We start from the raw sequence: 21557 nt of genomic DNA, 5'->3' as shown, positions 1-21557 counted from the left end.
GCCTTCTTGTGTATGAGCCTGGGGCTTAGACGCCGTAGTAGAGCTCGAACTCGTAGGGGTTCGGGCGCAGCGACAGCGGGCGGATCTCGTTCTCGTACTTGTACTCGATCCAGGTGTCGATCAGGTCCTGGGTGAAGACACCGCCGGCCTGCAGGAACTCGTTGTCCTCGCGCAGGGCTTCCAGGGCCTCTTCCAGGGAACCCGGAGCCTTGGGGATGTCCTTGGCTTCCTCGGCCGGGAGCTCGTAGAGGTCCTTGTCGATCGGTGCCGGGGGTTCAATGCGGTTGCGGATGCCGTCGATGCCGGCCATCAGCTGGGCAGCGAAGGCCAGGTACGGGTTGGACGAGGGGTCCGGAGCGCGGAATTCGATGCGCTTGGCCTTCGGGTTGGTGCCCGTGATCGGGATACGGATACCGGCGGAGCGGTTGCCCTGCGAGTACACCATGTTGACGGGGGCCTCGAAGCCCTTGACCAGGCGGCGGTACGAGTTGACCGTCGGGTTGGTGAAGGCCAGGACGGCGGAAGCGTGCTTCAGCAGGCCGCCGATGTACCAGCGGGCGGTGTCGGAGAGGCCGGCGTAGCCCTTCTCGTCGTAGAACAGGGGTTCCCCGTTGCTCCACAGCGACTGGTGGCAGTGCATGCCCGAGCCGTTGTCACCGAAGACCGGCTTCGGCATGAACGTTACGGACTTGCCCCAGGCGTCAGCGGTGTTCTTGATGACGTACTTGAACTTCTGCAGGTCATCAGCAGCTGCGGTCAGCGTGGTGAACTTGTAGTTGATCTCAGCCTGGCCGGCGGAACCAACTTCGTGGTGGGAGCGCTCGACCTCAAGGCCTGCCTTGTCCAGCTCAACGCACATGGCGTCACGGAGGTCAGCCTGCTTGTCGGTGGGGGACACGGGGAAGTAACCGCCCTTGACGGGGGTCTTGTAACCGAGGTTGCCGCCCTCTTCCTTGCGGCCGGTGTTCCAGTGGGCTTCTTCGGAGTCGATCTTGTAGAAGCTGCCCTGCGGGGAGGACTCGTACTGGATGTTGTCGAAGACGAAGAATTCGGCTTCCGGAGCGAAGAACGCGGTGTCGGCGATGCCGGTGGATGCCAGGTAGGCTTCTGCCTTCTCTGCCACGCCACGGGGGTCACGGTGGTAGGGGTCACCCGTACGCGGGTTCACGATGGAGAAGTTCAGGGCAAGCGTCTTCTCGATGCGGAACGTGTCGATGAAGGCCGAGGTTACATCCGGGATGAGCTGCATGTCCGACTCGGCGATGCCCTGGAAGCCACGGATGGAAGATCCGTCGAAGAGCTGGCCGTGGACGAAGAAGTCCAGGTCAACGCTCTTGGCCGGCACGTTGAAGTGCTGCTGGACGCCAGGAAGGTCGGTGAAGCGGATATCGACGAATTTGACGTCTTCGTCTTTGATGAACTTGAGGACTTCGTCCGCAGTCTTGAACATCTATGCTCCTTATGCATATCAAGTAACAGGCCCGGAAGGCCGCGTGGTGCAGCCCAGACCGAGGCGCGGGAAACACAAAAAAGGTCCCCCTGCCATGGTGGCTGGCAACTCATACCACCATAGGGAGATGGGATTTCCCGGGAGTGTCAGTATTGTTTCCGGCAGGTTACAGAATCATCTGTCATGTAAACGGTAGTCTGCTTCCCGGTGTCGGGTCCACGGCGGTCCGCTGGTCGAACATCCCGCCCTCTCGTGCCTTCGGGAGCGGGCCGCCCGTCATTCCCGTGCCCGCTCCAGCGGCTACGCTTGGAGGGTGGTAGATCGAAAAGACATTGGCTCCTGGTTGAGCGGTCCGGACACCTCCGGAATCTCCAAATATCCTGGTGAAAGGCTCGGTCTGCCCGAGTCCGGTCCAGGTTCCATGGCGCGCGCGGGTCGTCGCATCCTGGGCATCGTGATCGACTGGACCATCGCATTGGTCATCAGCAACTTCGCGTTCGGCGGAAACCAGTGGGCAACCCTGGCTATTTTCGCCGTGGAACAAATATTGCTGATCGGCACGCTTGGTTACAGCGTGGGACACAGAATCGCCGGCATCCACGTGGTTCGCCTCGGCGGAGGCCCGGCAGGTCCACTGGCGGCCGTAGTGCGAACCCTTTTGCTGTGCCTGGTCATCCCCGCCGTCGTTTTCGACCCGGACCAGCGCGGTCTTCACGACAAGGCAATGAACACGATCCTCATCCGTATGTGACCGCTTCGGTGTCCGTGACCCAAGCAAACAAAAACCGCCTCCGCCTCACATAAAGAGGCGGGGGCGGTTTGTTTGGTTCAGCAACCAGGCTTCAGAAATCAGCGGCCGCGTGCGGCTTTACGATCAGGGCGGGCCTTGTAGGGATCGATGCCCTTGGGAATCGGCAGGCGGTTGCCCAGCGAGTTGATGCGCTTGGACACCGCATTGACCTCCACCTTGGTGAGCTCGTTCTTCAGCTTGCCCATGGTCTTGGCCAGCTTGTTGAGCGGGACCTGTCCCTCACCGCGGCCCGATTCCAGGACGTGGACGGTGACGTTGGGCAGGATGCGTGCCAAGCGCTTGCGCTCTGCTTCCACCAGCGGCTTGACGCGGTGCGTGGGACCTTCGCTGACCAGAACGACGCCGGGACGTCCGATTGCCATGAACACGGCATCCTGGGTGCGCGGGTTAACAGCAACAGGCTGGTCCTGGGTAATCCAGCCGCGCCGAAGGGTTCCCAAGGCGGCACCGGAGGCGCCTGGTTGGTTCTCGATCTGGGCGAAAGCAGCTTTCTCTGCCCGGCGGGAAAGGATGAAAACGGCTGCGAGGAGGCCCAACGGAATGCCGATGATGAGACCGGTGACCCAGTTTTCCAGAAGGAAACCGATCAGGAAGGCCACGGCAACCACGGCGAGGAACGCCAGCAGCATGATCCAGACAACCTGCGGATCATTTCGCCGGGTCATCTTGAAGACTTCAGCGATCTGCTTCAGCTGGCTCGGCTTCTTGGCCTTGGCTTCCTTGGGCTTGCGCTGGAACAGCCCACGCTTGGGTGCGTCGGCCGAGGGTGTCGAATTGCTGGAATCAGGGGATTTCGCCATAGTGCCTTAATTCTACGTGATGTACGCCGAAGGACCGGACGCCGTTACATGAGGCATCCGGTCCTTCGGAACTGCTTACTGGTACTGCTGCCGCCACTGTTCAGGCGTGGTCTGTTCAGTGGTGGGCGGCGAGGATGGTGGAGGCTTCCTGGCGGGTGGTGCCGGAGGACTCGATGTGGGCGAGGGCTTCGGGGATGTCCCAGCCCTTCTTCCGCATCGCGGTGGCCCAGAGCCGGCCGGCGCGGTAGGAGGAACGCACCAGGGGCCCGGACATGACGCCGAGGAAGCCGATTTCTTCGGCTTCGTGCTGGAGGTCCACGAATTCCTGGGGCTTGACCCACCGGTCCACGGGCAGGTGCCGTTCGGAGGGGCGCAGGTACTGGGTGATCGTGATCAGGTCACATCCGGCGGCGTGCAGGTCGCGCAGGGCTTCGGAGATTTCCTCGCGGGTCTCGCCCATGCCCAGGATCAGGTTGGACTTGGTCACCATGCCCAGGTTCCGGCCCTGGGTGATGACATCCAGGGACCGTTCGTAGCGGAACGCCGGACGGATCCGCTTGAAAATGCGGGGCACGGTCTCAACGTTGTGGGCGAACACTTCGGGTTTGGAGTCGCAGATCGCGGCGATGTGTTCGGGTTTGCCGGAGAAGTCCGGGATCAGCAACTCCACCCCGGTGCCGGGGTTCAGTTCATGGATTTTCCGGACCGTTTCGGCGTACAGCCACACGCCCTCGTCTTCGAGGTCGTCACGGGCCACCCCGGTCACGGTCGCGTAGCGCAGCTGCATGGCCTGCACGGAGCGGGCGACCTTGGTCGGTTCGAAGCGGTCCAGCGGGGAGGGCTTGCCGGTATCGATCTGGCAGAAATCACAGCGCCGGGTGCATTCGGAACCGCCGATCAGGAACGTCGCTTCCTTGTCTTCCCAGCACTCGAAAATGTTCGGGCACCCGGCCTCCTCGCACACCGTGTGCAGGCCTTCCTTCTTCACCAGGTTCTTCAACCCGACGAACTCCGGACCCATCTGGACCTTGGCCTTGATCCACTCAGGCTTACGCTCAACAGGAACCGCCGAGTTACGCTGCTCAACACGCAGCAACTTGCGGCCTTCAGGTGCCAGGGTCACTGGAGTGCTCCTTCGGGGGTGGAAACGAGTGCTTCTTCATGCTTGCGGAATTCTTCCACGAAGCGGTCAACGATGTCGGCGGGATTGATGGTCCGGCCGGTTTCCAGCGACATTGTGGTGACGCTGGCGTCAGTGATGCCGCAGGCAATGATCTGGGCATAGGGTGCCAGGTCGTTGCTGCAGTTGATGGCGACACCGTGCATGGTGACGCCGTCCAGTACGCGGATGCCGATGGCGGCAATCTTCCGGTCCGGGCCCTTGTCGTCGGCCAGGACCCAGACGCCGGCGCGGCCTTTGACCGTGACGGCTTTGATGCCGTAATCGACCATGACGGCGATCATTGTGGCTTCCAGGCGCTCCACATAGTCGCGGATTCCAGCCCGGTTTTTCAATTTGAGGATGGGGTAGGCGATGAGCTGACCGGGACCATGCCACGTCAGCTTTCCGCCTCGGTCCACAGGGACAACGGGGGTTCCGTCGAAGGGCCGCTCGTGATCTTCGGTAAGCTTGCCGGCCGTGTAGACGGCGGCGTGCTCCAGAAGCAAGACGGTGCTGTTCTGCTCGCCCGCAACAACCTTGTTGTGGATCTCGCGTTGCAGGTCCCAGCCCTGCATGTAATCAACGAAGTCCGGGGCAAGACCCAGTTGTGAAAACTCAAGAGTCATGCGTTCAAGCTTAGACCCAGCAGGAGATTGGCCATGGTTTTGTGGTGAACCTCTCAGTCGTATCATGCGGTGTTGGCGCTTGTGGAGGAGAGGTCCAGCCATGATCTGTGGATAACGTCTGCAGATATTCTCCGTCTCCGGTAGACCTTATCCATGGAAACTCTGGCAACTACCGACGCCGTGGCACCCCTTCTTCCCGGCTACGAAATTACCCGGCAGCTTGGTCAGGGCAGCAGCTCCAGGGTATGGCTTGGCACGCGGCTGGCCGACGGGACCCGGTTTGCGATCAAATGTCCCCGCCGGGAAGCACAAGCGGAGCTCCTGGGAAATGCGGCACGAGAAGTCATGCTCCTGTCCCACCTCAACCATCAGCATCTTGTCCGCGTCCACGAAGTCCTGAAGCCAGCCGATGGCCCCGCCGGGACGCTGGGGATCGTAATGGACTATGCCGCAGGTGGATCCCTGGCGAATCTGGTCTCCGGACGGCAAAGACTGAGCATCGGCGAAACAGTGACAGTGCTCACCCCGGTTGCGCAGGCGTTGGCCTATTTGCATTCCCACGGCATTGTGCACGGTGACGTTTCGCCGGGAAACATCCTGTTCACCGCTGTCGGTATGCCGCTGCTGGCCGATTTGGGTCTCGCCGCGCGGGTGGGTGATCCGGAACAAGGCCATGATGTGGGAACCGACGGGTTCAGGGATCCATTCATCCCGGCAGCAACAGGCGACGACGGCAGGGAGCTCCGTCCGCACCGGGATGTATTTTCGTTGGCGGCGATCGGCTGGTACTGCCTGACCGGCGTCGTGCTTGAAACAACCCAACTGAGGCCACCGCTGTCCCTGCTGGTGCCTGAGGTGCCCAAGAGCCTGGCGGCGGCCCTCGAAGCTGCCTTGGATCCGGATCCGCTTCTGCGTCCGACGGCGAAGGAGTTCGGCACCGCAGTTTTCAGGAGTGCCGCACCCAGGACGCTGGACTTGTCCGGAGCTGTGCACCATTCCGTCATCCCGGAGCTTCTGACGCGTCGGGAGGCCCGCGGGCGTTCGCCCCGCCGCGCCAACCACAGGTTCCGATGGAGGCTCAGGGTGCCGCTGTCGCCCCGGGCAGGCGGCCAACCGCGAACCAGGCGGCAGGCAAACCAACCCCGAAAGTCCAGGTTCACCCGGATTGCCCCGTTGTTCGTGGTGGTCCTGGCGGCCTGTGCCTTCGTCGGCAACTTGGCGTGGAACCAGTCACCGGGATGGCTTCGGATCAGCAGCCCTGAGGAGGAAACCCAGGTCAGCCGCCTGGCCGCCCAGGACCCATCCGTGCCAGGCGATCAAACAGAGGTCCTTCACGATCGCGTGGACGGCGCCCTTCGAGCCGAGGAACCTGCACTCGCGGTGGAGGCACTTTCGGCACTGCGTGACTCCGCTTTGCGGGAGGGCCACCTGGAACTTCTTGAGGCCGTCAACGCCAAAGGATCTCCGGCAGGGGAGTCGGACCAATTGTTGAGCGCCCAGTTGCGCCAATCCGGGACGAGGTTTGCCGGGATCACCACGCTGCTGTCAGCGATAAAGGTTCGGCCGTCCACGGCCGCGGACCGCGTTGAGGTGGACGTCACCGCAACCACCTCTGCCTATGAGGAACGCGATGCGCACGGGACCGTCATCAGGACGGCGCAGGCGGGAGTCGGCAAGGCGCTCCGTTTGTCCTTGGTCCGCGTGGATGGACGCTGGTGGCTTTCGGACATAACAGCGCCAGGTAACTGACCTACCGTTCCCGGTGCTCGTCCCCGTGCAGCCAGGCCATAGCCTCCGCGAGGGACGGATGCTGCCACCGGAAGCCGGCGTCGGAGAGTCTGCCAGGCTCCATGCGTTGGTTTGCCAGAACCAGTTCATCCGCGAGCTTCCCCAGGACCAGCCGCAGGGCAGGGCGCGGCACCCGGCAAAAAGCCGGCCGGTGATAGGCCTTTGCCAGGGCCGCGACAATCGTGTTCACGTCCGCGCTCTGCGGAGCGCAGACGTTGACCGGGCCCTCCAGCCCGGATGTGAGAAGGAAAGCGAGTGCTGAGGCCTCGTCGGCGAGGGTGATCCACGGCCAGTATTGGCGGCCGTTACCGAAGGGTCCTCCCAGCCCAAGTTTCAGCAGGGGGAGCAGTGGGCCCAAGGCACCGCCTGAGGTGCTCAACACCACACCGGTGCGGGGGGTGACAACACGGACACTGGCCGGTGCGGTCCTGGCGGCCTGTTCCCACTCGACGCACAACGGACCGAGCACTCCGCCGCCCGGAGCCGAATCCTCACGCAGAACCCCTGCACTGTCCGCCCCGTAATAACCGGAAGCGGACTGGCTGATGAAGGATGCAGGTGGATTTTCAAGCCGCTCCATGGCACCTGCCAGAGTCAGTGTGGGTTGGAGGCGGGAATCGCGCAGCACCTTAAGCCGTTTCTTAGTCCAAGGACGGTCCCCGATCCCAGCGCCGGAAAGGTTCACCACGGCATCCGCGCCGTCCAGAATGCTTTCATCCAGCTCGCCCTTGGCCGGATCCCAGGTGAATTCTCCGGGCGCGGCAGCGGGTCGCCGCACGAGCCGCACCACCTCGTCACCCCGGCCGGCCAAATGCTCGGCCAGTGCGGTCCCAATCATTCCTGAAGCTCCGGACATCACGATGCGCATGACCCATCTCACCATAAGGCCAACGTCTGGCGGAAACGCCTGTCGGTGCCGCCGACGGTAGCCGCCTCTTGACTATGATCGAACAATGACCTCCTCCAGCTACCTCCGTTTCCCGCATGTTCACGGCGATCTGGTCACTTTCGTGGCCGAAGACGACGTTTGGGTCGCGCCGCTCGAAGGAGGCCGCGCTTGGCGCGTTTCCTCGCAGCAGCTTCCTGCCAGGAACCCCCGGTTTACGCCGGACGGAAAGCAGCTGGTGTGGACAGTGGTGGTGGGAACGTCCCCGGAAGTCGTGACGGCGAACGTCGACGGCGGTGGCTACCGTCAGTTGAGTTATTTCGGCCACAGCACCACGAAGGTCAAGGGTTTCACTCCGGCAGGCAACGTGGTTGTCACCAGTGCCTTCCAGCAGGCCGAAAGCCGCCACACGCATGCCTACAGCCTCCCGCTCGACGGTGGTGCCGCCGTCGAACTTCCCTTTGGTCCGGTGGAGGCCGTGGCGTTCGGACCGGAGGTCGGCGACGAGAAGCCTGTGGTGCTGGCCAGTGTCCTCTCGCGTGAACCCGCTTGGTGGAAGCGGTACCGCGGAGGCACGGCGGGCAAGCTGTGGATCGACGCTGACGGCAACGGCGAGTTTGAGCGCCTGGTCCCACAGCTCGATGGCAACCTCACGGACCCCTTGTGGGTGGAAGGCAGGATCGCTTTCCTCTCGGACCACGAAGGCTTCGGCAACCTGTACTCGGTCCTCCCCGACGGTTCCGGATTGCTCCGGCACACTGACCACGAAGATTTCTATGTGCGGCACGCCAGCGCGGACGGCAAGAAGATCATCTTCGAATCTGCCGGCGAGCTGTGGATTCTTCCCTCCCTCGACGCTGACGCCCAACCCGCCAAGCTGGAAATCTCCCTCGGCTCGGCCTCACCGGCACGCCGTCCTGCGCCCCTGAAAGCTTCGGCACACCTCGGTGACGTGGTCCCGAACGCTGCGGGGACGGCCAGCGCCGTGGAATCGCACGGCACCATCCATTGGCTTCGGCACAAGGATGGGCCCTCGCGCGTGGTGGAAGCCACGCCGGGAGTCCGTGCCCGGCTGCCGCGTCCACTGACCGACGGCAGGATCGCCTATGTGGCGGACCACGGGGGAGTGGAAGCGCTGTACATCAAGCGCATCGCCTCCCGCCTGGCGGCGGCGGAAGTATTGAAGGCCGTGGAGGCACCCGTTCCGGCGAAGGAAGACGATTCCCTGCCGAAGCCGGTTTCCGTCTCCAACGTGGTGGGACAGACCGCCTCGTCGGCGCAGTCCACGTCGCCGGCGGCCGTGCCCGCCCCGGGCACCGGGGTTTCGGTCCCGGTCGAGCCTTCAGCCGATACGGCCGGTGGCATTTCCGCTCCTGAAGCGCAGCCTGCTCCGGAGGATGCAGCCCAGCTCCGTATCGACTTTCCCAAGCCCACGCGCACCAGCACTTTGGAAGCCAGCCCGGATGGCCGCTGGGTCGCCGTCGGTACGTCCTTCGGTGACGTCTTCGTGGCCGAGACCTCCACCGGCACGCTGACGAAGCTCGTCAGTGTGGGCGAAGGCAGCATCGAGCAACTCTCGTGGTCCGGCGATTCGCAGTGGCTCGCCTGGTCCGAACCCGTGACATCGTTCGGCTCGCGCACCAAACTGAGGATCGCCCGTCCCGAAGAGGGCGATGCCGCGATTATTGACGTCACTGATGGCCGGTTCTGCGACGAATGGCCCCGGTTCACCCCCGATGGGAAGTTCCTTGCTTTCCTTTCAAACCGGAGCTTCGACCCCGTGTACGACGGCCACTCCTTCGATCTTTCGTTCCCCAGCCCCATCAAGCCGTACATGGTGGCGCTCGCAGCAGACACGCCGTCGCCCTTCGGGCCTTCAGTGGACACCTTGGAGGACGCGCCGCCGGCTGCAGAGAAGTCCGACGACGACGTCCCGGCTGTGCGGGTTGATGCGGAAGGGCTTGCCCACCGCGTCATCACCGTGCCGGTGCCCCAGGGAAACTACTCGGACCTCGCTGTTGGCGACGGGGCATTGTTGTGGTTGGATACCGAACTCTCCGGCGTCACCGGTGAGGGCAAAGGCACCCTCCAGGACAAGAAGACCGCACCGTCCCTGGTGCGTTATGACCTCGCCAAGCGCAAACCGGCAACCATCGTCCCCGCAGTAGAGAACTTCCGCGTGTCCGGTGACCTTGGCCGGATCGTCTACGTCCTGGACAAGAACGTCGTTTCCGTACCCGCGGACAGCAAAGTGGAAGAGGACTCGGCGGACCACGTGAAAGTGGATCTCAACCGGATCCGCGTCATCCTGGACCCCGTAGCTGCTTGGGGACAAGCCTTCGATGAGGCCTGGCGGTTGCAGCGCGACTTCTTCTGGACCGCTGACATGGCAGGCCAGGACTGGGAGTCCGTCTACAAGCGGTACCGCCCGATCGTGGACCGGCTCGGTTCGCACGATGACCTGGTGGATCTGCTCTGGGAACTCCACGGTGAGCTGGGGACCTCACACGCCTACGTTCGTCCCGCAGCGGTCACGGAACCGGGCCGCAACGGACAAGGCCGCCTGGGAGCGGAGCTGCAGCTCGGCGCCCACGGTTGGGAAATCACCAGGATCCTCGCTGGCGAGTCATCTGATCCCCTTGCTACTTCGCCTTTGACGCGACCAGGCGTCGACGCGAAGGTGGGCGATGTGCTCCTGGCGATTGACGGCGTCGAGCTTTCAGCGGGCCTGACACCTGCGATGCAGTTGGTGGGCGCGGCCGGTCGGACGGTTGAACTGACGCTGCTCAACGGTAAGGCACACGGCGAAGCTGCCGGATCGCAACGGCGGGTAGCTGTGGTTCCCATCCGTGATGAGGAAAGGCTCCGCTACCAGGACTGGGTGCGGGCCAACCGCAGGACTGTCCGGGAGGCTTCCGGGGGCAAATTCGGGTACCTCCACGTTCCGGACATGATGGCCAACGGCTGGGCCCAACTTCACCGCGATCTTGATACGGAGACGGCCTTGGACGGGCTCATTGTCGATGTTCGACGCAACCGCGGGGGTCACACCTCCCAGCTGGTCGCCGAACTGATCGGTCGAAAAGTGACCGGATGGAGCATGCCGCGTGGCGAGAAGCCGCGCACCTACCCGCATCATGCTCCACGCGGCCCCGTGATCATCCTGGCCGATGAATTTGCCGGGTCCGACGGCGACATCATCACCCAGGTCTCCAAGCTCAGGGGCATCGGCCCGGTCATTGGAACGCGGACCTGGGGCGGTGTGGTGGGCATTGACAACCGCTTCACCTTGGCCGACGGCACCGGCGTCACCCAACCGCGCTATGCCACCTGGTTCAGCGGAGGGATCGGTTGGGACGTTGAGAACCACGGTGTGGATCCGGATATCCAGGTCCTGTTCCCGCCCCATGCCTACGCGGCCGGCACGGATCCACAACTGGAGTACGGTATCGGCGCGCTCAAGGAAATGATCCAAGAGCTGCCCACCGATCGTCCTCCATTGCGTGAAGGCTACAGGAAGGTGCGTCCGGCACCCCTGCCCGCGCGTCCGCAGCTGAAGAAGTAGCGGTACTTAGGAGACTTAGGTCCATGGAACGGGAAGAGCCCCTGTCACTCCGGGCGGAGTGGCAGGGGCTCTTGCCTTTTAGGGCCTTAAGCGATGCTGAGGTTACTCAGCGAGCGTGGCATCGAGGGTGATCTCGATGCTGGCAAGGGCGCCGGAGACAGGGCAGCCAGTCTTGGCGTCCTCGGAGATACGACGGAAGTCCTCCTGGGAGAGGCCCGGAACCTTTGCGGTCATGGTCAGGTGGCTGCCGGTGATGCCGGTGCCCGGAACGAAGGTGACGTCGGCCTTGGTGTTGACTTCCTCGGCGGTGAAGCCTTCACCGGCAAGGGCGTGGCTGAAAGCCATGGAGAAGCAGGCGGAGTGGGCCGCAGCGATAAGTTCCTCAGGGCTGGTCTTGCCGCCTGACTGCTCGGTGCGGGCCTTCCACGTGACGTCGAACGTTCCCAGGCCTGAGCTGTCCAGCGTGGTGTTTCCAGCGCCCTCAATAAGGTTGCCGTTCCAAACCGTGTGTGCGGTGCGTGTTGCTGCCATGTCCACTCCTTAGGGTCGTTGTGATTCGGCAACCGGCCTTTGGCAGGTGCCACCGGTTTCAATCCTAGGTATTGAACTTCCGGACTGCACGGCCATTCTGCTGTCAGTGGATTGTGACCCCTGGACTTACGCGATGGTAGCCGAAGAAAGCGCGTTGCAAGGTCGCCGGCGCAGGCCGAAAATCGCGTCGGGTCAGTGCCAGAGGGTGGCGATGGCGATGTTCACCAGGGCAAGTCCACCGACGCCGTGGGCAAGGCCCGTCGATACTGCCTCGCCCTTCTTGACCTTGCGTGAGCCGATGACGGCCAATACTGCGACGGCCACGCCGATGGCAAACTTTACGCCAAGCTTGAAGTAGTTCGGATCAGCATCCGGCAGCATGGGAAGGACGCCCATCATGGCGATGCCTGTGAGGAGCTGGAGGAAGGCACCGTCGCGCTGGCGCGGGTGGACGGTTGGCTCCCTGAGGGTGGCGATCCAGTAGCCCACGATCATGGCTGCGCCGACGATGTGCAAGAACACCAGAATGTTGAAGAGAATACTCATGGCCTAAGCTTATCCAGTCGGTTCTACGTCCTGTAGCAAAGCCACGCGAAGGCGGTAAAAGCGTAACGGGCAGGTTCCCGGGTTTCCCCGGCAACCTGCCCGTCTTACCCTGCAAGCGGTGCCCGCAGATGGAGTGACTTAGAGACCGAGGTCTGCTTCGAACGCACCCTCTTCAAGGCGTGCCTTCAGAGTCTGCAGGAACCGTCCTGCGTCCGCGCCGTCCACCAGGCGGTGGTCGTACGTCAGGGACAGGTACATCATGGACCGGATGGCGATGGAGTCGTCACCGTTTTCGTCAGCGACTACGACAGCGCGCTTGACGATGGCACCGGTGCCGAGGATACCTACCTGCGGCTGGTTGATGATCGGGGTGTCGAACAGGGCGCCAACAGAACCGATGTTGGTGATGCTGAACGTACCGCCGGAGAGCTCGTCCGGGCCGATCTTTCCGTCGCGGGTACGGCCAGCGACATCAGCGATCTTGCCGGCGAGACCGGCGAGGTTCAGGTTGCCGGCGTCGGAGATGACCGGAACCAGCAGGCCCTTGTCGGTGTCGACGGCGATCGCCAGGTGTTCAGCGTTGTGGTACGTGATTTCCTGCTTGGATTCGTCGTACGCGGCGTTCAGCTTGGGGTGCTGCTTCAGTGCTTCGGCTACAGCCTTGGCGATGAAGGGCAGGAAGGTCAGCTTGACGCCGTTCTGGGCCTGGAACGAGTTCTTGGCCTTGAGGCGGAGCTTGGCGATCTTGGTCATGTCGACCTCGTGCACCTGCGTCAGCTGGGTGGAGACCTCCAGGGACTCACGCATGCGACGGGCAATGACCTGGCGGATACGGGGAGCCTTCTCCGTGGTGCCACGCAAGGACGAAGCAACGACGGGGGCGGCAGCCTTGGCGGCGAGAGCAGCAGCAGGAGCCGGTGCAGCAGGAGCTGCGGCGGCCTGCTTGGCTTCGGCTGCAGCCAGGACATCCTGCTTGCGGATGCGGCCACCAACGCCGGTGCCGGAGACCGAAGCAATGTCTACGCCGTGCTGGTTGGCAAGCTTGCGCACCAGGGGAGTGACGTAGCCGGACTCGGAGGAGCCTGCAGCCTCGGCAGAAGCGGCGGGCGCAGCAGAAGGAGCAGGGGCAGCAGCCGGAGCAGGAGCGGCAGGAGCGGGTGCGGCGGCAGGTGCCGGAGCGGCGGGGGCCGGTGCCTCTGCAGCCGGAGCAGCAGCCGGTGCCGGTGCGGCAGGGGCTTCTGCCGGTGCGGCCGGAGCCGGGGCGGAAGCAGGAGCAGCAGCGCCCGAACCGATGACAGCCAGGACGGAACCGACTTCAGCGGTTTCGTCTTCGTTGACGCGGATTTCCTGGAGGGTACCGGCAACGGGGGAGGGAATCTCGGTGTCGACCTTGTCGGTGGAAACCTCAAGAAGTGGTTCGTCAACCTCCACCGTGTCACCGACAGCCTTGAGCCAGCGGGTAACGGTGCCTTCGGTGACGCTTTCGCCCAGTGCCGGGAGGGTCACTTCGTGGCCTTCGCCGCCGGAAGAGGCGGGGGCTTCGGCTGCCGGTGCTGCTGCTTCCTCTGCCGGGGCGGCAGGAGCCTCTTCGGCGGCCGGTGCTGCCTGCTCAGCCGGGGCTTCCTCGGCCGGGGCAGCCTCAGCGGCGGAGCCGGAGCCGTCGCCGATGCGGACCAAAGGTGCACCGACTTCAGCCGTCTCGTCTTCAGCGACGAGGATTTCTTCGATGACGCCTGAGATAGGAGAAGGGATTTCAGTGTCTACTTTGTCGGTTGAAACCTCGAGCAACGGCTCGTCGATCTCCACCCGGTCACCAACCTGCTTGAGCCAGCGGGTGACGGTTCCTTCGGTGACACTCTCACCGAGGGCGGGCAAGTTAACGGATTCAGACATGTCGTCCCCGTTCTCCTTATTGATCTTTGTGCGGATGAATTCTGCTGGTCCGGGCCGGGTGCATCCGGCAGATTCCGCTGCATGCACCCGACCCGTTTGTCTTGGGTAAAGACTTAGCCGTGGAGCGGCTTGCCCGCGAGGGCGAGGTGGGCTTCGCCCAAAGCTTCGTTCTGGGTGGGGTGGGCGTGGACCAGCTGGGCCACGTCCTCCGGGTAGGCTTCCCAGTTCACGATCAGCTGGGCTTCACCGATCTGCTCACCGATGCGTGAACCAATCATGTGGATACCAACGACGGGGCCGTCCTTCTGGCGTACGAGCTTGACGATACCGCCGGTGCCAAGGATGGAGCTCTTGCCGTTGCCGGCAAGGTTGTATTCCTGGGTCTGGACCTGGTCGTCGCCGAACTTCGCCTTGGCTGCCTTTTCGGTGTAACCGACCGTGGCGATTTCAGGCTCGCAGTAGGTGACCTTGGGGATGTTGATGTCTTCAACGATGGCCGGGTTCAGGCCGGCGATCTCTTCGGCGACGAAGATGCCCTGCTGGTATCCACGGTGCGCGAGCTGGACGCCAGGGACGATGTCGCCAACGGCGTAGATGTTGCCGACGCCGGTGTGGAGGCGCTCGTTGGTGATGACGAAGCCGCGATCGATGGTGATGCCTGCTTCTTCGTAGCCGAGGTTGGCGGTGACGGGACCGCGCCCAACAGCGACGAGCAGCAGGTCTGCTTCGAAGGTCTGGCCGTCAACCAAGGTGACCTTGACGCCGTCGTCGTTCTGCTCGACGCCCTGGAAGAAGATGCCCGTGGTGAACTTGATGCCGCGCTTCTTGAAGGCACGCTCGAGGTTCTTGACAATGGAGGCGTCCTCGTTGGGAACCAAGGAGGGCAGGCCTTCGATGATGGTGACGTCCACGCCGAAGGACTTCCAGACGGAAGCGAATTCGACGCCGATGACGCCGCCGCCGAGGACGATGGCGCTCTTGGGGATGTAGTCCATGGTGAGGGCCTGGTCGGAAGTGATGACCTTGCCGCCGATTTCAAGACCCGGAAGCGACCGTGAGTAGGAACCGGTGGCCAGGACAATGTTCTTGCCGGTGTAGGCCGTGCCGTTCACGACGACGGTGTTGTTGCCCTGGAGCTTTCCTTCACCCTCGATGACGGTGATGCCCTTGGACTTGATGAGTCCCTGCAGACCCTTGAACTTGCCGGCAATGATGCCGTCCTTGTAGGCGTTCACGGCCGACATGTCGATGCTGTCGAGCGTGACGTTCACGCCGTACTTGGCGGAATCGCGTGCGTGGTCAGCCAGTTCGGCCGAGTGCAGGAGGGCCTTGGTGGGGATACAGCCGTTGTGCAGGCAGGTTCCGCCGAGCTTTGCCTTTTCCACAAGGCCAACGGTGAACCCAAGCTGCACGGCCCGCAGGGCAGTGGCGTAGCCGCCGCTGCCGCCACCGAGTACCAGGATGTCGAATTCTTGCGCAGTTGCCTGATCGGCCACTAAAACGCTCCCTCGCGTGAAGGATGACACGGGACTGCGTGCCATCTGGTCTTTGGAACTTGTTCTGCCGTGATTATGCCAGCACCTAAGTTCTCTTGCATTTGTGACTATCGTGTTCACCTTAGCGAACCACCTACCCATGCTCCACCCTCTGCGGGTGTTTGTGGAGCGCTTGTGTCGAGACTCACGTTCACTTGTGACACAGCGCTACACGCCGCATAATTCCGGGGTTGCGCGGCCCTGGCGGGGGCGCCGACGGACCACGCAACCCGGAAGGGAGCGGGGGCGTGCCGCTAGGCGGAGACCGCCAGAAGGTCTTCGGCGTAGGCAACCAGGGTGCGGACTGTGCAGCCCGTGCCCTGCTTGGGTGTGTAGCCGTAGGGGCTGCCGTTGTTGAACGACGGCCCGGCAATGTCCACGTGGGCCCACGGTATCTGTTCGCCGTTGCCGTCCTTGCCCACGAACTCGCGCAGGAAGACCGCAGCGGTCATCATGCCGCCGTTGCGCTCACCGATGTTGGCGATGTCGGCAACCTGCGAGTCCAGGCTGGGTCGGAGCTCCTCAGGCAGCGGCATGGGCCACACCAGCTCGCCTGCGCGGTCAGCTGCCGACTTCAGCGCGGCCGTGACGGAATCCGAACCCATCACACCGGCCGTGCGCAGACCCAAGGCAATCAACTGGGCGCCGGTCAGCGTGGCAACGTCGATGATGACGTCGGGCTTCTCAAGGCTGGCAGCGACGAGTCCGTCGGCCATCACCAGGCGGCCTTCGGCGTCGGTGTTCAGGACCTCCACGGTCTTGCCACCGTGGATGGTGAAGACATCCGCGGGCCGCGCTGCGGCGCCCGAGGGCATGTTCTCTGCGATGCAGAGCCAGGCGGTCGCGTTGATGGGCAGGCCCATCGACGCAAGCGCCAGGACCGTGTTAAGAACGACGGCGGCGCCCGCCATATCGCTCTTCATGTCGCCCATGCCGAGGGCCGGCTTGATGGAAATGCCGCCCGTGTCGAAGGTGATGCCCTTGCCTACGAGGGCAATCTTCTTGGTGGCCTTGGCCGGAGCGTATTCCACCTTGACCAGGCGCGGCTGGCGGGTGGAGCCCTTGCCTACGCCGAGGATGCCTCCGAAGCCTTCCTTTTCGAGGCGCTTCTCGTCCCAGACGGTGACCTTCACGGGAAGACCCTTGGCGAGTTCCTTGGCGGACTCCGCAAAAGACTCGGGGTAGAGGTGGCTGGGAGGCTGGTTTACCAGTGTCCGGGTGGCGTTGACGGCCCTGGCAAGCACAACGGCGCGGTCCAGCGCCGGCTGTGCGTCCTTTGCGTCCACTTCGGAGAAGATCTGGACCTTGGCCACCGGTGCTTTCAGTCCGTCCGTGGAGGAGCGGTGCTCGGTGTAGGAGTAGGCTCCCAGGGCGGCACCTTCAGCGACGGCAGCAACGTCGGCAAGTGCCGGCGTCGGGAAAGCCAGCGTCACTGCAGCCAGTCCCGCGAGCTGGCGCACAGCCGACCCTGCTGCGCGCCGCAGCGCCTCTTCGCTGAGGCCGCCGCCGGGCTGGAGTTTGCCGACACCGGCCAGGACCAGGATTCCGGCGCCTGTTTCCGGCAGTCCGGGAAGCCGGTGCACCTGGTCGGCCGCGCCGCTGATTCCCAGGGACTTCAGGGAGCCCGCAACGGACTCGGCAGCCTTGGCGCTCAGGGGATTGGCGAGCAGCACAGGCCCTTCAGCGCCTTGCGCAACGCCGATCACAAGGGCGTCGCTGGGGGACTTTTTCAGGTCCTTGGCGATGACGGACAGGTTGATGTCAGTAGTCTTGACCACGAGGATGTGTCCTCACTTCTCTCTGCAGTGCATGGCGGGGCCGCATGTTTGGCGGCCTGCCCCGGTACGCGCCCGACGTCCTCATTCGACGGCGGCCTTGGTCTTCAGGCCCAGCGTCGTTAGCGGACGCGGGCCCGTTTCGATCGTAGTCTCTCGGCGCCCGCGGACAGCAATTAAATGAGATCTGCCGCACATCCCCCAGCAGGAATGCGCGCTTCCTGTGCAGCGTTGTACCCAAATAGACCATCCGAACTTGCCCCGTGAAAGGAATACGCCGTGTTTGAACGGATATCCGGCACCCTCCTGGACCCAGAAGCTCTCTACGCGAGCAACATTGAGACCTTCCACAGTCCCGAACTCCGTGGCCTGAACATGGTCATGGGATTCACGGGATTTGCCGACGCCGGTCACGTGGTCCGGCAGATTAATGCGGAACTGCTGGATGAACTCGACGCCGAGGTCGTGGCCATGTTCGATGCCGACCAGCTCATTGACTACCGGTCGCGCCGGCCACACATCAGCTTTGTGGAAGACCACCTCCAGGACTACAAGGCGCCCAAGCTTGGCCTGTACAAGCTCACGGATGGGCTGGGACAGCCGTTCCTGCTGCTGGCAGGTTTTGAGCCGGACCTGCAGTGGGAGCGCTTCGCCCGCGCCGTCGTAGGGATTGTGGAGAAGCTGGACGTTAACCTCGTCACGTGGATCCACTCCATTCCCATGCCGGTACCGCACACGCGCCCCGTCGGTGTGACGGTACACGGCAACCGGCCTGAGCTGATCGAAGGGATCTCCAGTTGGAAACCTACGGTCGAGGTTCCTGCTGCCATCGGCCACGTCCTTGAACTCCGGCTCACCGAGGCGGAGCGCAACGTGGCGGGCTATGTTGTCCACGTTCCGCATTACCTGTCCGAAGCCGAGTACCCGACGGCCGCCGTCGCCGGCTTGGAATACCTGGGGGCCGCAACGTCCCTCATGCTTCCTACGGACCGTCTCCGGGAAGCAGGCCGGGAGGTCGGACGGCAGATCGCCGAACAGATTGAGGCTTCCGAAGAAGTGCAGGCCGTCGTCGCCAACCTTGAGGCCCGCTACGACGAGAAGTCCGAAGGCATGGTGCGTCGTTCCTTGCTTGCCTACGAGAACGACGAGCTGCCCGATGCCGAGGACATCGGTGCTGCTGTTGAGGCCTACCTGGCTCGTAAAGACACGCCTCAATAAATCAGCTTTAACGGTTGACCGGCATAATTGAGGTGTGACTTCTCCCCGCGCCTGGCTGATCTGGACCATAGGCATCTTTGCCTACCTCGTGGCTGTGGCGCAGCGTACCTCCTTCGGGGTCGCCGGGCTGGAGGCAACTGAACGTTTCCATGCCAGTGCCTCGGCGATTTCCTTCTTCACCGTGTTGCAGCTGTTGGTCTATGCCGGTCTCCAGATCCCGGTCGGCGTGCTGGTGGACCGGTTTGGATCCCGGGTCATGGTGGCCGGCGGTGCTGTCCTCATGGCGGCGGGACAACTGCAGCTGGCTTTCGCCGACAGCATCCCTGGAGGCGTCCTTGGCCGGGTCCTGGTGGGCGCCGGCGACGCCATGACCTTCATCTCCGTCATCCGGCTGGTTCCTCTGTGGTTCGCACCGTCCCGGGTTCCGCTGGTGACGCAGTTGACCGGCATGTGCGGGCAGTTGGGCCAGCTGTTCAGCGTGGTTCCCTTCGCTTTGCTGCTGCACTCGGCGGGATGGACGCCGGCTTTCCTGACCCTGGCGTCGATGTCCGTGCTGGCGGTTGTACTGGTCCTTACTCTGTTGAGGGATGCGCCTCCCGGACATCCGGCCACGGTGACGGCCCAAGGCCTGAGGGCCACGGGTGTTTCCCTGTCCCGCGCCTGGAAGCAGCCAGGAACCCGGCTCGGGCTCTGGAGCCATTTCACTGTCCAGTTCAGCGGCAACCTCTTCGCGATGACCTGGGGTTACCCGTTCCTGCTCTCCGCCCAAGGACTCGACGCCGGAACAGTCTCTGCTTTGATGGCCCTGTTCGTGGCCACCGCCATCGTTGCCGGGCCTGGCTTCGGCCGGTTCGTGGCCCGGCATCCCATGCGACGGTCCGCCATGGTGCTGTTGATCACTACCGCAACGGCCGTCGCTTGGGCGGCCGTACTGCTTCTTCCCGAGCGTGCTCCACTGTGGCTCCTGGTCATCCTGGTGGTGGTCCTGGCGGTAGGCGGACCAGGATCCATGATCGGCTTTGACTTCGCGCGGACCTTCAATCCTTCGCATCGCATCGGTACGGCGACCGGGATAGTCAATGTGGGCGGCTTCATCGCAGCCCTGATCGCGATCTACCTCATCGGCCTGGTTCTCGACCTCCTGAATGCCAGCGGTTTTTCCGGTGGGGAGCTGTACGGACTGGCGCCGTTCCGGATTGCCCTCAGCGTCCAATTCCTGTTGCTCGCGATCGGAACCCTGCTCATTGTTGTGACCCGCCGCAAGGTCCGCCGGCAAATGGCCGCCCAAGGGATCCACGTGCCGCCACTGGCAACGGCGCTCGCACGGCAGCGGCGTGAGCGCCTGGAACGGCGGCGTGAAGCACGCTCCAAGGTGGCGGGGGAGCAGTAGCATCCCTTTCCCGGGGCTTTTCCACATACGCAAAGTGCTCCCTGTTTCTTGCCTCCGCCGATGCGCAGGCTGGAAGCATGACTACCAACAGAACGCTCAGCATTCACCAGCCCGAAGACATCCTTGGCTACATTCCCCACATGCTGGGCTACTGGCCTGAAGACAGCCTCGTGGCCATCACCATGCAAGGAAAGGTCCTGGGGGCCACACTCCGCGTGGACTTGCCCGTCCTGTCCCCAGCTGACTGGCTGCCCTGCTTTGCCGAACAAATCCTCAGCTATCTGATCGCCGACGAGGCCGCCAACGGCGTTGTTCTGGCCGTGTACACCGCGGAGGGGTGGAATGACGGCACTGTCATCCAGCGGACCGCACCACTTCTCGATGCCCTGCGGGCCAGCTTTGACCGCGCTGGCCTTACTGTCCGCGATGCATGGTTGGTGGGCACAGATTACTGGCGCGGCGCCTATTGCGAGGATGGGGGCTGCTGCCCGATTCCGGGATTCCCGATCGAACGGATCAAGGAGAGCCGGCTCAGCACAGAGCTCGTGTACCAGGGCAGCGCTGTTGGACCCTTCCCTGGGAAGGGGGCTGACGGACTGCGTTTGGCTCGGCCCGGAGCGCATGACTCCCGGGTGCTGGAAGCGGAAGACGGCTTCGACGACCACGTCCTGCCCCTGTGGCGCAGCGAGGCCTGCTTTGATTCTGTACTTGCTGTGTGGCGCCACGTGCTGGACAGGCACCACCGAGGGGATCCCTTGGAGCCTTCAGCTGATGCAGGACTCATGGGTTTCCTCAGAACCACCCTGAAAATACCGGCTTGGCGGGATGCCGTAGTGGTGATGGCAGCTGCAGGCGTCGGAGCTGCCAAGGCCGGAGCTGCCGGGTTCGGATTCTTCGAGGCAGAGGACCCCCTCGCCGGATCCTTCGACCCCAGCGACGTGGGCGTGGACACTCGTGCTAGCCAGGACCGGGGTGCAACCGGGCCCGGACCGTCGGCTGGCAGTGCTGACGGATCAAGTGAGCCCCTCGACGTGTACACCTACGGTGATGTCCTGCTGGGCATGCGTCCGGAGCTGCCATGTTGGAAGGACCTTGATGTACTGCAGCAACTCCTGGCGGGACTTGGCGTCGACGGAGAACAGGGAGAAGTGGCTGCCGCAGCACTGACGCTCCAAGGATGGATCTTTTGGTGCAAGGGCATGGGTACCGTTGCCCACGCTTGCCTGAGCCGGGCCCTCGAGGCCCATGCCAACTACCGGTTGGCGGAGCTGCTGATAGGGGTCATGGGACAGGGGTCAGTTTGTGGGTGGGCGCGCCGTCCCGACTCAGCCTGGAAGGGGTCAAGGAATGTCCCGGTTTAGTTCCACGCCATCCAACAGGCGTACGTTTGGCAAAACCGTGAGACAATGGATGCCGAGACCCGGTTGGGTCCGCGTTTGAATGCTTGGATTGGCCCGGCTGCCGGGAACAATTCAGTGTCGTCTGTAGTTGTAATCAAAGACTCTGCAGGCGGCGATCGCATTTGAAATTGATCGCGGACTTGACAGGGTCATAGTGGTGTTGCCCGTATGGTGATTCCAC

16 protein-coding genes are annotated in these 21557 nt (G+C 63.4%); 6 read left to right on the top strand and 10 right to left on the bottom strand.

Features of this window, described 5'->3' with window-relative positions; translation table 11 throughout:
* Positions 1–25: 25 nt before the first annotated feature.
* Positions 26–1450 carry a type I glutamate--ammonia ligase gene (glnA, locus tag FDP28_RS16105; RefSeq protein ID WP_144662551.1) on the bottom strand — a complete coding sequence of 475 codons (1425 nt, stop codon included), beginning with the start codon at positions 1448–1450 and terminating at the stop codon, positions 26–28.
* Positions 1451–1763: 313 nt separating this feature from the next.
* Here glnA and FDP28_RS16100 point away from each other — a divergent pair, with 313 nt between their 5' ends.
* Positions 1764–2201, top strand: coding sequence for an RDD family protein (locus FDP28_RS16100; protein WP_055977749.1), 438 nt, complete (start codon positions 1764–1766; stop codon positions 2199–2201).
* A 98-nt stretch (positions 2202–2299) separates the two neighbouring features.
* Here FDP28_RS16100 and FDP28_RS16095 read toward each other — a convergent pair whose 3' ends face one another.
* The 3 genes from FDP28_RS16095 to lipB form a co-directional block, all read right to left on the bottom strand.
* A complete protein-coding gene (locus tag FDP28_RS16095) occupies positions 2300–3061 on the bottom strand; it encodes a DUF4191 domain-containing protein (RefSeq protein WP_144662550.1) in 762 nt (253 codons plus the stop codon).
* 115 nt (positions 3062–3176) lie between these two features.
* A complete protein-coding gene (gene lipA, locus FDP28_RS16090; RefSeq protein WP_144662549.1) occupies positions 3177–4184 on the bottom strand; it encodes a lipoyl synthase in 1008 nt (335 codons plus the stop codon).
* On the bottom strand, positions 4181–4849 hold the full coding sequence (gene lipB / locus FDP28_RS16085) for a lipoyl(octanoyl) transferase LipB (RefSeq protein ID WP_144662548.1): 669 nt from the start codon (positions 4847–4849) through the stop codon (positions 4181–4183). The genes lipA and lipB overlap by 4 nt, the downstream gene beginning before the upstream one ends.
* 153 nt (positions 4850–5002) lie before the next feature.
* Between lipB and FDP28_RS16080 the strand changes: the two genes are divergently transcribed.
* Positions 5003–6598 (top strand): serine/threonine protein kinase, encoded by a 1596-nt coding sequence (locus FDP28_RS16080; protein WP_144662547.1) that lies wholly within the window; start codon positions 5003–5005, stop codon positions 6596–6598.
* A 1-nt stretch (position 6599) separates the two neighbouring features.
* Here the strand turns inward: FDP28_RS16080 and FDP28_RS16075 are convergent, their stop codons facing one another.
* Positions 6600–7505, bottom strand: a complete 906-nt coding sequence (locus FDP28_RS16075; RefSeq protein ID WP_144662546.1) for a TIGR01777 family oxidoreductase — start codon at positions 7503–7505, stop codon at positions 6600–6602.
* 85 nt (positions 7506–7590) lie between these two features.
* Here FDP28_RS16075 and FDP28_RS16070 point away from each other — a divergent pair, with 85 nt between their 5' ends.
* The gene (locus FDP28_RS16070; protein WP_144662545.1) at positions 7591–11088 is read left to right on the top strand and encodes a S41 family peptidase; all 3498 of its coding nucleotides are present in this window, start codon (positions 7591–7593) and stop codon (positions 11086–11088) included.
* A gap of 102 nt (positions 11089–11190) precedes the next feature.
* Here FDP28_RS16070 and FDP28_RS16065 read toward each other — a convergent pair whose 3' ends face one another.
* The 5 genes from FDP28_RS16065 to FDP28_RS16045 form a co-directional block, all read right to left on the bottom strand.
* Entirely contained in the window at positions 11191–11619 is a 429-nt protein-coding gene (locus tag FDP28_RS16065) for an OsmC family protein (protein WP_018778715.1), read from the bottom strand.
* 192 nt (positions 11620–11811) lie between these two features.
* Positions 11812–12165 carry a hypothetical protein gene (locus FDP28_RS16060; protein WP_144662544.1) on the bottom strand — a complete coding sequence of 118 codons (354 nt, stop codon included), beginning with the start codon at positions 12163–12165 and terminating at the stop codon, positions 11812–11814.
* Positions 12166–12303: 138 nt separating this feature from the next.
* The gene (gene sucB / locus FDP28_RS16055) at positions 12304–14058 is read right to left on the bottom strand and encodes a 2-oxoglutarate dehydrogenase, E2 component, dihydrolipoamide succinyltransferase (protein WP_144662543.1); all 1755 of its coding nucleotides are present in this window, start codon (positions 14056–14058) and stop codon (positions 12304–12306) included.
* Between the two features lie 113 nt (positions 14059–14171).
* Positions 14172–15554, bottom strand: a complete 1383-nt coding sequence (gene lpdA, locus FDP28_RS16050) for a dihydrolipoyl dehydrogenase (RefSeq protein ID WP_144662542.1) — start codon at positions 15552–15554, stop codon at positions 14172–14174.
* A 293-nt stretch (positions 15555–15847) separates the two neighbouring features.
* Complete coding sequence (locus tag FDP28_RS16045; RefSeq protein ID WP_144662541.1) at positions 15848–17371, bottom strand: leucyl aminopeptidase; 1524 nt, start codon at positions 17369–17371, stop codon at positions 15848–15850.
* A 276-nt stretch (positions 17372–17647) separates the two neighbouring features.
* Here FDP28_RS16045 and FDP28_RS16040 point away from each other — a divergent pair, with 276 nt between their 5' ends.
* From FDP28_RS16040 to FDP28_RS16030, 3 genes are all read left to right on the top strand, one after another.
* Positions 17648–18586 (top strand): proteasome assembly chaperone family protein, encoded by a 939-nt coding sequence (locus FDP28_RS16040; protein WP_144662540.1) that lies wholly within the window; start codon positions 17648–17650, stop codon positions 18584–18586.
* A 34-nt stretch (positions 18587–18620) separates the two neighbouring features.
* Positions 18621–19976, top strand: a complete 1356-nt coding sequence (locus tag FDP28_RS16035) for an MFS transporter (protein ID WP_144662539.1) — start codon at positions 18621–18623, stop codon at positions 19974–19976.
* Positions 19977–20053: 77 nt separating this feature from the next.
* Positions 20054–21337 carry a DUF4192 domain-containing protein gene (locus FDP28_RS16030; protein WP_144662538.1) on the top strand — a complete coding sequence of 428 codons (1284 nt, stop codon included), beginning with the start codon at positions 20054–20056 and terminating at the stop codon, positions 21335–21337.
* Positions 21338–21557 lie beyond the last annotated feature (220 nt).

It is taken from the genome of Paenarthrobacter nicotinovorans (genome assembly GCF_007670255.1).
In the GTDB taxonomy this organism is placed as follows: Bacteria; Actinomycetota; Actinomycetes; order Actinomycetales; family Micrococcaceae; genus Arthrobacter; species Arthrobacter nicotinovorans_B.
This window is presented reverse-complemented; position numbering and strand designations above follow the sequence as displayed.

What these genes read in the sequence shown, in the direction of transcription:
- FDP28_RS16070 (WP_144662545.1), top strand. Translation starts at nt 7,591, where the DNA reads ATGACCTCCTCCAGCTACCTCCGTTTCCCGCATGTTCACGGCGATCTG.
- sucB (WP_144662543.1), bottom strand. Translation starts at nt 14,058, where the DNA reads ATGTCTGAATCCGTTAACTTGCCCGCCCTCGGTGAGAGTGTCACCGAA.
- glnA (WP_144662551.1), bottom strand. Translation starts at nt 1,450, where the DNA reads ATGTTCAAGACTGCGGACGAAGTCCTCAAGTTCATCAAAGACGAAGAC.
- FDP28_RS16075 (WP_144662546.1), bottom strand. Translation starts at nt 7,505, where the DNA reads ATGCGCATCGTGATGTCCGGAGCTTCAGGAATGATTGGGACCGCACTG.
- FDP28_RS16060 (WP_144662544.1), bottom strand. Translation starts at nt 12,165, where the DNA reads ATGAGTATTCTCTTCAACATTCTGGTGTTCTTGCACATCGTCGGCGCA.
- FDP28_RS16080 (WP_144662547.1), top strand. Translation starts at nt 5,003, where the DNA reads ATGGAAACTCTGGCAACTACCGACGCCGTGGCACCCCTTCTTCCCGGC.
- FDP28_RS16065 (WP_018778715.1), bottom strand. Translation starts at nt 11,619, where the DNA reads ATGGCAGCAACACGCACCGCACACACGGTTTGGAACGGCAACCTTATT.
- FDP28_RS16095 (WP_144662550.1), bottom strand. Translation starts at nt 3,061, where the DNA reads ATGGCGAAATCCCCTGATTCCAGCAATTCGACACCCTCGGCCGACGCA.
- lipB (WP_144662548.1), bottom strand. Translation starts at nt 4,849, where the DNA reads ATGACTCTTGAGTTTTCACAACTGGGTCTTGCCCCGGACTTCGTTGAT.
- FDP28_RS16030 (WP_144662538.1), top strand. Translation starts at nt 20,054, where the DNA reads ATGACTACCAACAGAACGCTCAGCATTCACCAGCCCGAAGACATCCTT.